The 11,680-nt window shown below is 61.9% G+C and carries 12 protein-coding genes, 1 pseudogene and 1 riboswitch; of the genes and pseudogenes, 9 read left to right on the top strand and 4 right to left on the bottom strand.

Annotation, left to right across the window (positions count from 1 at the left end):
• Positions 1 to 42 precede the first annotated feature (42 nt).
• Positions 43 to 651 carry a LysE/ArgO family amino acid transporter gene (locus AMC88_RS12755; RefSeq protein WP_010020265.1) on the top strand — a complete coding sequence of 203 codons (609 nt, stop codon included), beginning with the start codon at positions 43 to 45 and terminating at the stop codon, positions 649 to 651.
• A gap of 116 nt (positions 652 to 767) precedes the next feature.
• Here AMC88_RS12755 and AMC88_RS12750 read toward each other — a convergent pair whose 3' ends face one another.
• On the bottom strand, positions 768 to 986 hold the full coding sequence (locus AMC88_RS12750; protein ID WP_029531298.1) for a hypothetical protein: 219 nt from the start codon (positions 984 to 986) through the stop codon (positions 768 to 770).
• A gap of 71 nt (positions 987 to 1,057) precedes the next feature.
• Here AMC88_RS12750 and AMC88_RS12745 point away from each other — a divergent pair, with 71 nt between their 5' ends.
• Positions 1,058 to 1,999: a LysR family transcriptional regulator gene (locus tag AMC88_RS12745; protein ID WP_004680590.1), complete on the top strand. Its 942-nt coding sequence runs from the start codon at positions 1,058 to 1,060 to the stop codon at positions 1,997 to 1,999.
• Positions 2,000 to 2,099: 100 nt separating this feature from the next.
• A complete protein-coding gene (locus tag AMC88_RS12740) occupies positions 2,100 to 2,255 on the top strand; it encodes an entericidin domain-containing protein (protein ID WP_004680588.1) in 156 nt (51 codons plus the stop codon).
• 104 nt (positions 2,256 to 2,359) lie between these two features.
• On the opposite strand, the gene AMC88_RS12735 is transcribed toward AMC88_RS12740, so the two are convergent.
• Entirely contained in the window at positions 2,360 to 2,713 is a 354-nt protein-coding gene (locus AMC88_RS12735) for a hypothetical protein (RefSeq protein WP_012484160.1), read from the bottom strand.
• A 32-nt stretch (positions 2,714 to 2,745) separates the two neighbouring features.
• Entirely contained in the window at positions 2,746 to 3,750 is a 1,005-nt protein-coding gene (locus tag AMC88_RS12730; protein ID WP_012484159.1) for a glycine betaine ABC transporter substrate-binding protein, read from the bottom strand.
• A gap of 90 nt (positions 3,751 to 3,840) precedes the next feature.
• Here AMC88_RS12730 and AMC88_RS33090 point away from each other — a divergent pair, with 90 nt between their 5' ends.
• The 4 genes and pseudogenes from AMC88_RS33090 to AMC88_RS12720 all read left to right on the top strand — a co-directional run bounded on the left by AMC88_RS33090 (position 3,841) and on the right by AMC88_RS12720 (position 7,386).
• Positions 3,841 to 4,125 (top strand): hypothetical protein, encoded by a 285-nt coding sequence (locus AMC88_RS33090; protein WP_012484158.1) that lies wholly within the window; start codon positions 3,841 to 3,843, stop codon positions 4,123 to 4,125.
• A 265-nt stretch (positions 4,126 to 4,390) separates the two neighbouring features.
• Positions 4,391 to 5,845: a cobyric acid synthase gene (locus tag AMC88_RS12725; protein WP_012484157.1), complete on the top strand. Its 1,455-nt coding sequence runs from the start codon at positions 4,391 to 4,393 to the stop codon at positions 5,843 to 5,845.
• Positions 5,846 to 5,858: 13 nt separating this feature from the next.
• Positions 5,859 to 6,038, top strand: a pseudogene (locus AMC88_RS32000) (SDR family oxidoreductase); the annotation flags it as partial.
• A gap of 259 nt (positions 6,039 to 6,297) precedes the next feature.
• On the top strand, positions 6,298 to 7,386 hold the full coding sequence (locus tag AMC88_RS12720) for an adenylate/guanylate cyclase domain-containing protein (RefSeq protein WP_064825350.1): 1,089 nt from the start codon (positions 6,298 to 6,300) through the stop codon (positions 7,384 to 7,386).
• A gap of 4 nt (positions 7,387 to 7,390) precedes the next feature.
• Here the strand turns inward: AMC88_RS12720 and AMC88_RS12715 are convergent, their stop codons facing one another.
• Positions 7,391 to 9,181 carry a chloride channel protein gene (locus AMC88_RS12715; protein WP_012484155.1) on the bottom strand — a complete coding sequence of 597 codons (1,791 nt, stop codon included), beginning with the start codon at positions 9,179 to 9,181 and terminating at the stop codon, positions 7,391 to 7,393.
• Positions 9,182 to 9,411: 230 nt separating this feature from the next.
• A riboswitch (cobalamin riboswitch) is annotated at positions 9,412 to 9,805 on the top strand.
• A 302-nt stretch (positions 9,806 to 10,107) separates the two neighbouring features.
• Here AMC88_RS12715 and cobU point away from each other — a divergent pair.
• Positions 10,108 to 10,629 (top strand): bifunctional adenosylcobinamide kinase/adenosylcobinamide-phosphate guanylyltransferase, encoded by a 522-nt coding sequence (gene cobU, locus AMC88_RS12710; protein ID WP_012484153.1) that lies wholly within the window; start codon positions 10,108 to 10,110, stop codon positions 10,627 to 10,629.
• A 4-nt stretch (positions 10,630 to 10,633) separates the two neighbouring features.
• The gene (gene cobW / locus AMC88_RS12705; protein ID WP_012484152.1) at positions 10,634 to 11,680 is read left to right on the top strand and encodes a cobalamin biosynthesis protein CobW; all 1,047 of its coding nucleotides are present in this window, start codon (positions 10,634 to 10,636) and stop codon (positions 11,678 to 11,680) included.

Below are 11,680 nucleotides of genomic sequence, written 5' to 3'. Positions count from 1 at the left end.
CGATAGCGAAGTCTCGTCGAGCGAGAGGCGTTTGCAGAAGCGATGAATTTATCAATCTATTTCACCGGCCTGACGATGGGCCTCAGCCTCATTGTCGCGATCGGCGCTCAGAACGCCTTCATCCTCCGCCAGGGCTTGCGCAACGAGCATGTCCTTGCCGTCTGCCTCGCATGCGCGCTGTCCGACGCCGCGCTGATCGTGCTCGGGGTGACCAGCCTGCAGCAGATCGCCAGGCTCATGCCCTGGCTCGACCCTGTCATGCGTTACGGAGGAGCGGCGTTTCTCGCCTGGTATGGCGCAAAAAGCCTCCATTCTGCCGTGCGGTCGAACGCCGCCCTGGCCGCGGCCGAGGCCAAAACGGCAAGCTTCAGGCAGACGCTCGCGACCTGCCTTGCGCTCACTTGGCTCAATCCGCATGTGTATCTCGACACGGTCGTGCTGCTCGGCACGATCTCGACGCGTTATCCGGGGCAGCAGGCTTCTTTTGCCGCAGGCGCCGTGACCGGCTCCTTCCTGTTCTTCTTCTCCCTCGGCTATGGCGCGACATGGCTGCGGCCGATCTTCTCGAAGCCCTCGTCCTGGCGGATGCTGGAAACGCTGGTCGCTGCGACCATGTGGATCATCGCCTTCAAGCTCATCGGCGGAATGTGATGGCTGTTCGACGGACCGATCAGCCGGTTCACGACATCTCGGCGGCAGGTTCTTCGTCTGCCGACGGTTCGGTCAAGGGTGCCGGAACGATCGCAAGAAATGCCTCAAGCCGCGCATCACGCGCGGCTCGGTGATTCAACCACCCTCAGGACCCGTTTCGGTCGACCGGCCGTGCTCAGGCGGGGCAGCTCGATTTCACGCTGGCAATCGGCCAGTAGGTGCGAGGGAAAACGCTTCAGCTCCCGCAGCGCCTGCTCATGATTGGCATCGCGGCGTCTGCGTGACTTGAATACGGAAAGAGCCTGTACGATATTCCAGGGGCTTGTTTGCGCCATGTCGGGCCTCCTTTGCTGATAAGTTTCCGACGGTCCGAATATGCGGTGCGATTGACTTTCAATCAAACCAAATGATATGGGGTTATAAATCAGAAAAATTGAAAGATGCGACGATGAGCCTTCCCTTTCGCCGTCCCATTCCTTTGCTTGACAACGATGTGCTGCGCACTTTCGTCGCTATCGCCGAAACGGGCAATTTTTCCACCGCCGCGGAGGCTGTGTTCCGCACGCCGTCGGCAGTCTCCATGCAAATCAAGAAGCTCGAGGAACAGCTCGGTGCGACGCTGTTTTTGCGCGACGCCCGGTCAGTGACGCTGACGCGTCATGGCGAGATGCTGCTCTCCTACGCCCGCAACATCCTGGCGCTGTCGAACGAGGCGGTGTCCCGCTTTATCATGCCGGAGCTGACCGGTGTCGTCAGGCTTGGCGCGCCGGAGGATATCGGCGAGCGGCTGCTGCCGAGGATTCTGAAGAGCTTTGCCGAAAGCTACCCGGGCATCATGGTCGACGTGACGATCGACATGAGCGTCGGTCTGAAGAAGCGCATGGAGGAGCAGCGGCTTGACCTGGCGCTGATCAACTGCGCCACGCGGCCGTTCCCGACCGGCGGCGAGGTGGTGTTCCGCGAGCGCCTGGTCTGGGCCGGCGCCCGCTGCGGTTCGGCGCATCGACGCGATCCACTGCCGATCTCGATCTGGGAGGACGGCTGCATCTGGCGGCAGGAGGCGCTCGCCCAGCTCGAGCGCAACAAGCGGCCTTATCGCGTCGCCTATCTCAGCGGCCATACCATGGCGCAGCGTGCTGCCGTGCTTTCCGATCTCGCCATCGCGCCGCTGCCGCTTTCCTATGTCAGCGAGGACATGGCGATCCTCGGGCTGCAGGAAGGGCTGCCGGAACTCGGCTCCTTCGATATCCGGTTGCTGACCGCCGCGCAGGTGTCCGGCCCAATCGAGACGGTGGCCGATAGCATTCGCGGCGCTTTTGCCGAAAGAGCGAAGGCTGTCGCCGCCTGAGGATGTCTTTCAGCCGTTGAACCTTTTGTTCCCTTGTGCGTTATCGGCGCGAACGGCATAAAGTGCCGTTCGGGGTTGATTTCAAACAAGGATATTCAAAATGACGACGACGGCCAAAATTGCTGCAGCCTTCATGGTTCTTCTCGCGCTTTCCTCCTGCGGCAACACGATCCGCGGCATGGGAAAAGACACGGCGAACGCCGTCAACGCCACGCAGGATGCCGGCCGTTCGGTCGATCGCGCTGCGAAGAAGTGATCGGTCGGTATTGCCGGGCTGATAAGGCTGGCTGAGGCCTAAAACCGGACCACTCTGGCGAGTGGACGGACCGGGCCGGACCGTCCTAATGGACGGCCGGGAGATCACCTTTCAGGTGACCGGGGATATGCCTTTTCGAGGCCGCCGGATCGGCCGAGACCGATCCGGAAGGCTTGGTAGGCAGGATGCTGGCTTGAGCGGGCTGTTTCCATCAGCCGTATCTGCAGCCGATCCGGCGCCTGCGCACCGAGCCACAATCCAAGATTTTCAAGCTTCAGTGAATTCAGCAAGCGCGATTCTGCGGCAAGGTCGAGATGGCGTCGCAGACCGTCAAGCAAGTTATCGTCCTGCGCGGCGTTTTCCATGAGTAGAGCCAGATAGGACTTATCGGCTTCCGACAGCGCGGCGAGCTTTTCCGCGACGGTATCGCGGTCGGGGAAGGGAACGTTGGCTGTCATTCGAATCGTCCAGTCGTTGGTGCTATCTGCCGTTATAGGCTCGCTTTGACTTTCTCGGCTACATCGAGCGGCACCCATCTCATCCACAGGCTTTCGTAGTTGCGCAGGAAATAGATCGCGGCATCCTCATTGCTTTCGCGGTTTTCATCTTGCCAGGCGAGCACCTGATTGATCGTCTCATTGTCCCATTTGCGGCTCTTGAGATAGGCGGTGACGGGCCCGGCGCGGCTGGCGAAAGACCTGGTCATCAGCGTGAAGGCGCGAGAAACCGGATAGGAGTTGAGCTGGGGCCTGACACAGCCGGCAACCGCTGTGCAGCGGTCCCATTCCGTTTTGTTGTGTCCGACGCCGAAGCTCAGCCGCGTCATATCGTATTTGCCGAGGATGGCGGTCGGCGCCCAGTAATAGCCGAGCCAACCGATCTTGTTGTCGAAAGCTCGGGCGATCGAGGCGTCGAGCCGTTCGGGGCTGCCGGTCTCGACAAGTTCGAAGCCCTTCTTGTCGGCGGCAAGGGCCTTGAAGAGGTTGGTGGTCGATATCTGGCAGCTCCAGTCGGCGGGACAGTTGTAAACCGCGCCCTTCGATGCATCATCTTCGGCAGGGAAGAGGTCGGGACGTCTCAATGCGTCTTCGACCGAGCGGATATCCGGATTGGCGTCGGCAATGAACTTCGGGATCCACCAGCCTTCAACGGCGCCATCGGCAAGGATTTCGGCGCCCTGCACCAGGCGGCCGGCGTTGACCGCCTGAGCGAGCAAGGCCCTGACGGAGTTGATCCAGTATTCCGAGGCGATGTCGGGTGTGCCTTTCTCGTTCATCGAGGCGAAGGTCGGAAGGGTGTCGCCGTCGACGATGCTGACGGAGCAGCCATAGCCCTTTTCCAGAATGATCTTGTCGAAATTCGCCGCAATGCCGGCCGAGGCCCATTTCATCTCGGCAATCGAAACCCTGCCGCATTCGGCAGCCTCTACGGCCGCAACGGTGGTAAAAAGAGCCGCGGCAAAGACGGCCGGAACCAGAAGCCTCTTCATCGTCATCCCCAAATTCTTCTTGGTGGACGCGCTCTTGGATGTGAAAATCCGCCGATAAGTCTCTGCGGCGCCTGACCAGGAAATGCCTGCCGGGCGATGCCGCAACAGGCTTTCCGGTTTACGGGCGCCGTCGTCCTTGCGGCTCCAACAGCTCGTCGCAGGTTATATTCAACAGTGGCGCATTTTGGTGAAGCCTACGCGCTCGCTCGCAGAAATCAACCGTCTTCTGTTCATGGTTGCGTGTCTAAATCATTGAATTCGAAGAATTTATCTCCCAATCCCGAAAATGGCGGCTTTCAGCGAAAATACGCGCTATCGGCGAGCGCCGGCGCGCCTTTTCGCAGAAATCTTGGCGAGAATATCAAAAAAAGTCAAAATTAACATTTGCGTAAGCCTTCAATAACTCTCCGGTAAGAATGTGCCGCTATCAGTGGGGTCGTAGCGGCAACGACCGCTGCTTCTCTGGTTCAGGTAGTGCGTACCGGAGGAAGCGAGCTTCGCCGTGTAGGGGCGAAGACGCCTGAGTTTTCGGCAAACCGCGCAGAGCCACGGCCATGCGCGGTTTTCGCGTTTTGACCGGGCAGATCACGCCTTGACCCGGGATTAGCGGCCATTGTAGGCCTCGCCTGAACGAAAGGCGGCCTCCATGGCAAGAGCGATTATGCTGCAGGGAACCGGCTCGGATGTCGGCAAGACGGTGCTGGTTGCCGGGCTCTGCCGGCTGGCGGCCAATCGCGGGCTTACCGTGCGGCCGTTCAAACCGCAGAACATGTCGAACAATGCGGCGGTCGCCGACGACGGCGGCGAAATCGGCCGGGCGCAGTGGCTGCAGTCGCTTGCCGCCCGCACGCCGTCCTCGGTGCACATGAACCCGGTGCTTCTGAAGCCGCAATCGGAAAACGGCAGCCAGATCATAGTGCAGGGCAGGGTGTTCGGGCAGGCCAAAGGCCGGGATTACCAGCGGCTGAAGCCGCAGTTGCTCGGCGCAGTGCTCGCAAGCTTCGAGAAAGTGGCCGACGGCGCCGATCTCGTCATCGTCGAGGGCGCGGGATCGCCGGCCGAGATCAATCTGAGAGCTGGCGATATCGCCAATATGGGCTTTGCGACGCAGGCAGGCGTGCCGGTCGTGCTCGTCGGCGATATCGATCGCGGCGGTGTCATCGCCTCCCTGGTCGGCACGCATGCAATTCTGGCAGACGCCGATCGGGCGATGATCTCGGGCTATATCATTAACAAGTTTCGCGGCGACGTTTCGCTGTTCGATAACGGCATCCGCGCCATCGAAGGCTTCACCGGCTGGCCGTGCTTCGGCGTCGTGCCCTGGCTTTCAGGCGCCGCACGTCTGCCGGCCGAGGATTCCGTCGTGCTCGAACGTCTGGCAAAGGGTGGCGGGGGCGCGCTGAAGATCGCCGTGCCGGTATTACCGCGCATCGCCAATTTTGACGATCTCGACCCGTTGAGGGCGGAGCCGGATGTCGAGCTGGTCTTCATACGATCAGGCGAGCGGTTGCCCGCCGATGCGAGCCTGGTCGTCCTTCCCGGCTCGAAATCGACGATATCGGATCTTGCCGACCTCAGGGCTGCGGGTTGGGATCGCGATCTCTTCGCGCATGTCAGGCGCGGCGGCCGAGTAATCGGTATCTGCGGCGGCTACCAGATGCTCGGCCGCACCGTGCATGATCCGCTCGGGCTCGAGGGCGGGACGCTTGAGACGCCGGGGCTGGCGCTGCTCGACGTCGAGACCGAGATGGCGCCGGAGAAGACGGTGCGCAACAGCCATGCGCGTTCGACCGAATATGATGCACCGCTTGCCGGCTACCAGATCCACCTCGGCATGACGCGCGGCCCGGATTGCGGCCGGCCTTCGGCAATCGTCGACGGCGTGCCCGACGGGGCGCTCTCGGCCAATGGCCTGATCATGGGTACCTATCTCCACGGGCTGTTTGCCAGCGACGCCTACCGCACTCGGCTGCTTCAAAGCTTCGGACTGTCCGGCGAGCGAAGGAATTACCGCGAGAGCGTCGATAAGGCACTCGACGAGATCGCCGGAGAACTGGAACGTTACCTCGACCCGCGCTGGTTGGCCGGGCTGGTAGGTTAGCCCGCCCCCCCCGAATGCGGCAATGGCCGCGAACGAGGAGTTGATGCCCTTCGTGCGCCAGCGCATCCCGGTCCAACGCTGGGGACGCCCTGATGAGATCGCCGGCGCGGCGCTGTTTCTGGCAAGCCGTGCTGCCTCCTTCGTCAACGGCCATGTATTGACCGTCGACGGCGGCATGACGGTCAGGATGTGAGGGCATACCCGCCCGCGTCGTAGCGCCGCGGGATCAAAACTTCCCGTTGATCGCGGCTGGAAATATCGGCTTGGCGCGACTATCAATTGATATGAAGCCAGCGGGTTCGGCATTGCCGCCCATTTGCCCGAATTGCGGTCATAAGATCGCGCCGGCTCATGCGGAGGTTTAGGAAATTAAAGATCATATTCAGTGGCTTATCGATCAGGGAATCACCTGCGAGCATATCGGTGATCTCGTTTCCGGTCTGTGCGAGCGGTTGATCCAGGATGGATTTCCGATCTGGCGGGCGAGCATCAGGATGCCGTCCCTGCATCCGATGTATCGCGGCGTTTCCGCCAGTTTCGTGCGCGGCGGCGCGACCATTCTCGAAAATGCGGAGCACGGCAGCGAGACCGAGCGCAGCTTCGAGAAGACGCCGATCTTCTACCTTTTGAGCCGCGACGAAAGCCGGGGGCGATGGAACCTGGCCAAAGGCGAGGGCCTCCACTACAGCGAGCTCAACGAGTTCGCGCGTGGCGGCGGCACCGACCACGTGATCAGCATTTTCGAATTCCCGAAAGAGGTGGCGCTGCGCGGGCTCGGTTTTTCCCTTACCAGCGACGCGCCGTGCGGATTTTCCGACGGGCAACTGGAGGTCATCGAACAGCTTTTGCCGGCGCTGGGGCTCGCCGCTTACCGGGTGGCTGTGTCGAAGACCGCCACTGAGATTCTTGCGGTCTATACCGGCGCCAAGACGAGCGCGCGCATCTTGGCCGGAGAGACTCAGAGGGGGATGGGCGGTTCTATCAATGCCGCGATCCTGCTTGCCGATCTTCGCGATTTCACGGCCTTGACCGATGTCTATGATCCCGGTGAGATCGTCGGCTTTCTCAACGAGCATTTCGATCTGATCGACCGGCATGTCGAGGAAAATTCCGGCGAGATTCTCAAGTTCATGGGCGACAGCGTGCTTGCGATCTTCCCAACGGACGCCGTGGATTCGAAAAAGGCCTGTCTGGCCGCGTTGGCTTCCGCCAAGAACCTGCTGAAGGCAAACGAAGTGCTCAACCGCGAGCGGACGCTGAATGGCGGCCCGGATATCGGCGTCGATGTCGTGCTTCATGTCGGCGAGGTATTCTATGGTAATGTCGGCGCTCGGGGCAGGCTCGACTTCACGGTGATCGGCAGGGCCGTCAACGAGGCTTCACGGCTCGAAAAGCTTTGCGGCACGCTTGGAGAGAACCTGCTGATGTCGGAGAGCTTCGCGAAGACCTGCGCGGCCGCCAGCGAATATCTGGGCTCTTTCGACTTGCGCGGCGTCTCGAAGAGAGCCGACGTTTTCCGGCTCGCCGACACCGCCTCGTAGCGGCTCAGATCTCGCCCGACACTTCGCGGCGGCGGCGATCGAGTTCTTCGCTGTAGCGGCGCAGCGTGTGGCTTTCGCTAAGCTGGCCGACCACCTTGCGCTCGATCAGATTGTTGACGACGGCGAGCGCTTCGCTTTCGCTCTTGTCAAAGATTGCCGCGGCCTGCCTGGCGTTCATCTGCGGCTGCAGGAAGTCATTGCGGTAGCGGACGAAATCGGCAAGCATCTGGCTCTCGTCCTGAACATCGGTCGGGTTGGCGTAGATCTCGGGCACCAGTACGAGCCCGGCGTATTTGTCGTTCTCCTCGACGAGAATGACACGCTGCGTCGAGCCGATCGGGAAGGCCTTCTTGAACTCCTCCAAGGAGATGCCCGCTTTTGCGGTCTTGACGTCGGCGCGCATCAGCTTGTCGACCGTCAGGTTGCGGATCCAGCCGACGTCATGGGCGCTGCGGATGCTTTCGCCGCGCAGATGGAAGCGCCATGTAGCGAAGGAGTAGCCGAAGGTCGAGCGCACGACGAGCGAGGAGGTGATGACGGCGGCAAGCACCAGCGCCGTGATCGGAAAATCGCCGGTGATCTCGAGCGCCAGGAAGGTCATCGTCAGCGGCCCGCCGATGACGGCGACGGCAAGCGAACTCATTCCGACCACGGCATAGATGACCGGCGTCAGCGTCGCATCGGCGAAATAGGGACCGCAATAGGCAAAGAGCTTGCCGAGCAGGGCGCCCATAAACAGCGAGGCGAAAAACAGGCCACCCCTGAAGCCGGAACCGATCGAAATCGCCGAGGCCAGTGATTTCAGCAGAAACAGGCTTACCAGCGCCGGGATCGTCACGTCGCGTGAAAGGTTGAGATGCAGTGCGCCGTGGCCGGCCGAAAGGACCTGCGGCGAGATCATCGCCAGGAGCCCGACGATGATACCGCCGAGTGCGGGCCGGAAGGGTGGGGCGATCGAACTCTTGCGCGCCAGCTCCTCGATGAAGGCGACGCCCTGCATGAGGAGAATGCCAACACCGGCGCAAAAGCAGCCAAGCAGCAAGGCCGGGATATAATCGGCCGGAACGACGGAGCCGAAGGTGCCGATATCAATGGTGAAATCGCCCTCGGCAAGCAGCCTTGCGGTGAGGGTGGAAACGAGGGCGGAGACCACGACCGGGGTCAGCGAGACGATCGTGTAGGTGCCGATGATCAGTTCGAAGGCGTAGAAGGCGCCGGTCAGCGGCGCGTTGAAGGCGGCGGCGATGGCGCCGGCCGCGCCGCAGCCGACGAGAACGCGCAGGTCCGAGCGGCGCAGCTGCAGCTTCAGGCCGAACTTGGAGGCAATTCCGGCGGCAAGCTGGGTATAACCGGCCTCCAGGCCGACGGAAGCGCCGAAACCGTTTGAGATCAGGTTCTGGACGGCGACGATAATGCTGTCAGTGAGGGAGAGACGGCCGCCATGCAGCGCATTGGCCTCGATCGGATCGACCATCGGTTTCTTGCGCCGTTTCGCCAGCACAAAAAAAAGCAAGCCGAGCAGGACGCCGCCGATGACGGGGGCGGTGAGCAGCAGCATCTTGTCCTCGATGATCGACGCGCTGAGCCTTTCGTTGTCGGCTATGCCGAAGACCAGCTGGTGCAGCTCATTCGAAATGTAGCTCATGCCGGTGACCGCCAGCCCGGAGGCGATGCCGACGACGGCGCCCGCCAGCGACAGGCCGACCTCGCTGCGGCGCGTCAGGGCGCGCAGCCGCCCCGGGTCGAAGAACACACGCAGCGCACGGAAACGGCGCCGATCCAATTTCATAAGCATGGCTAGACAATTAGGCGGAGAGAGGCCCGGTCAAGGGCAGGGGTGCTGTCCGCTTGCGACGCAATTGCGGCAAAAACCCGGCGCGCGGGCTAAATTTTTATGACGTAAGCAACTGATATAAGACGACTTTTTAGCTGGGATAAGTCGCTTTTATGCGAGATCCTCTTCCGGCCGGCCGTCTTCGCAGTCATACCAAGGCCGTTGACTCCATCCCCCGGCTTGCCTAACCATCCTCGGATATAACGGATGGTTTCGGATCGGCAGTTGCCTTTCCGGATGAAAAGGGAATGTGACGGGGTGGACCCAAGCCGGGCGCCTTCATCACAGCCGACCCCGCGACTGTAGAGCGGTCAGGGTCTTCCATCCGGCATCGAGTTCTTTGGCTGACAGCTTGCAATGGTGCAGGCGGGCGAAGGGGCGACGTGCCGGAAAAGCCACTGGAAATGCATGGTGATCAACCGGGGTGGGACGCCTCTTTCTCTACGAATCGTCCGCCTTTTCACAAATGCAGCCGGGAAGGCGAGGCGGATCCGCTGGCACGATCAGGGGCGACCGGATTCCGGTCCGCCCCGATCGCGGCCGATAACCGCGAGCCAGGAGACCTGCCTTCCGTGCCGGGCGAGAAGCCCACCCTTGGGCAAGAGACCCGCTGCCAGCACGGAGGTTGTTTTGGCTGAACGAATGAATTCGGCGCTGCCTTGTGCGGTGCGACGGTGGGGTTTCCCCTTCTCCCCAGCGGGGAGAAGGTGGCCCGAAGGGTCGGATGAGGGGGCCGCGCGGCAGTTCCATCCTTTTGCCCTTCGCGTGCGCTCGGCGCATTCGCGGCTTAGCCGCTCACCCCCTCAACCGCCTGCCGGCACCTTCTCCCCGCTGGGGAGAAGGGGGATTCGGCGCCACCTCGCCCTTCCCAGCGGGAGCGCTTGCACATGACGGCTCCCTCCAATTCCACCTTCATCCTCGGCGGCGCACGCTCCGGCAAATCCCGCTTCGCCGAAAACCTCGTCATCGCGACCGGCCTCGATCGCCATTACATCGCGACCGGCCGAGCCTGGGACGAGGAGATGCAGGCGCGGATTGCCCAGCACAAGGTCGATCGCGGGCCGTCATGGACCACGCACGAAGAGCCCCTCGATCTCGTCGGCGCGCTTGCCGCCATCGATGGCGAGAGGCGCATCGTCCTGATCGACTGCCTGACGCTCTGGGTCACCAATCTGATGATGGAAGAGCGGGATATGGCGGCGGAGTTTGCCGCACTTGCGGATTTCGTCGCGCGGGCAAAGGCGCGGCTCGTTTTCGTCTCCAACGAGGTCGGTCTCGGCATCGTGCCCGAGAACCGCATGGCGCGGGATTTTCGCGATCATGCCGGCCGGCTCCACCAGATGATCGCGGCGAAAGCCGCCGAAGTCTATTTCGTCGCGGCAGGCCTGCCGCTGAAAATGAAGGGTTAGATTTATGAACCAGAAGATTCCCGCAACCGTCATCACCGGCTTTCTCGGCGCCGGCAAGACGACGATGATCCGCAACCTGCTTACCAATGCCGGCGGCAGGAAGATCGCGCTTATCATCAACGAGTTCGGCGATCTCGGCGTCGACGGCGATGTTCTGAAGGGCTGCGGCGCCGAAAACTGCAGCGAGGACGACATTATCGAACTTACCAACGGTTGCATCTGCTGCACCGTCGCCGACGATTTCATCCCGACGATGACCAAGCTGCTTGAGCGTGAACAGCGGCCCGACCACATCGTCATTGAAACTTCAGGCCTCGCCTTGCCGCAGCCGCTGGTCGCGGCCTTCAACTGGCCTGACATTCGCACACAGGTGACCGTCGACGGCGTCGTTACAGTGGTCGACAGCGCGGCTGTCGCCGCCGGCCGTTTCGCCGACGACCACGATGCGGTCGAGGCGGCGCGCAGCGAGGATGAATCGCTCGATCACGAGAGCCCGATCGAGGAGCTGTTCGAGGACCAGCTCACCTGCGCCGATCTGATCGTGCTCAACAAAACCGATCTGATCGACGTGGCCGGTCTCGGACGGGTGCGCGACGAGGTCGCTTCCCGCACCCAGCGCAAGCCGGTGATGATCGAGGCGAAAAACGGCGAAGTGCCGGCCGGCATTCTGCTCGGCCTCGGCATCGGCACGGAGGGCGACCTCGCCAACCGCAAGTCGCACCATGAGCTGGAGCATGAGGACGGTACACCGCACGACCACGACGAATTCGACAGCTTTGTCGTCGAACTCGGCCCGGTCGCCGACCCCGCCGGCTTCGTCGGGGCGCTGAAGAGCATCATATCAGCCCATGATGTGCTGCGCCTGAAGGGCTTCGTCGATGTAGCCGGCAAGCCGATGCGCCTGCAGTTGCAGGCCGTCGGCAGCCGCATCGATCATTATTTCGATCGCCCCTGGGGCTCAGGCGAAGCGCGCACCACCCGTCTCGTCGTCATCGGCCTGCATGAGATGGATCAAGGCGCGGTGAGGGCGGCGATCGAGGCGTTGGTGTAA

Source organism: Rhizobium phaseoli (assembly GCF_001664385.1).
In the GTDB taxonomy this organism is placed as follows: Bacteria; Pseudomonadota; Alphaproteobacteria; order Rhizobiales; family Rhizobiaceae; genus Rhizobium; species Rhizobium phaseoli.
This window is presented reverse-complemented; position numbering and strand designations above follow the sequence as displayed.

Coding starts and splice junctions, on each gene's coding strand:
- AMC88_RS12755 (WP_010020265.1), top strand. CDS start 43: ATGAATTTATCAATCTATTTCACCGGCCTGACGATGGGCCTCAGCCTC.
- AMC88_RS12750 (WP_029531298.1), bottom strand. CDS start 986: ATGGCGCAAACAAGCCCCTGGAATATCGTACAGGCTCTTTCCGTATTC.
- AMC88_RS12745 (WP_004680590.1), top strand. CDS start 1,058: ATGATATGGGGTTATAAATCAGAAAAATTGAAAGATGCGACGATGAGC.
- AMC88_RS12740 (WP_004680588.1), top strand. CDS start 2,100: ATGACGACGACGGCCAAAATTGCTGCAGCCTTCATGGTTCTTCTCGCG.
- AMC88_RS12735 (WP_012484160.1), bottom strand. CDS start 2,713: ATGACAGCCAACGTTCCCTTCCCCGACCGCGATACCGTCGCGGAAAAG.
- AMC88_RS12730 (WP_012484159.1), bottom strand. CDS start 3,750: ATGACGATGAAGAGGCTTCTGGTTCCGGCCGTCTTTGCCGCGGCTCTT.
- AMC88_RS33090 (WP_012484158.1), top strand. CDS start 3,841: ATGCCGCAACAGGCTTTCCGGTTTACGGGCGCCGTCGTCCTTGCGGCT.
- AMC88_RS12725 (WP_012484157.1), top strand. CDS start 4,391: ATGGCAAGAGCGATTATGCTGCAGGGAACCGGCTCGGATGTCGGCAAG.
- AMC88_RS12715 (WP_012484155.1), bottom strand. CDS start 9,181: ATGCTTATGAAATTGGATCGGCGCCGTTTCCGTGCGCTGCGTGTGTTC.
- cobU (WP_012484153.1), top strand. CDS start 10,108: ATGACGGCTCCCTCCAATTCCACCTTCATCCTCGGCGGCGCACGCTCC.
- cobW (WP_012484152.1), top strand. CDS start 10,634: ATGAACCAGAAGATTCCCGCAACCGTCATCACCGGCTTTCTCGGCGCC.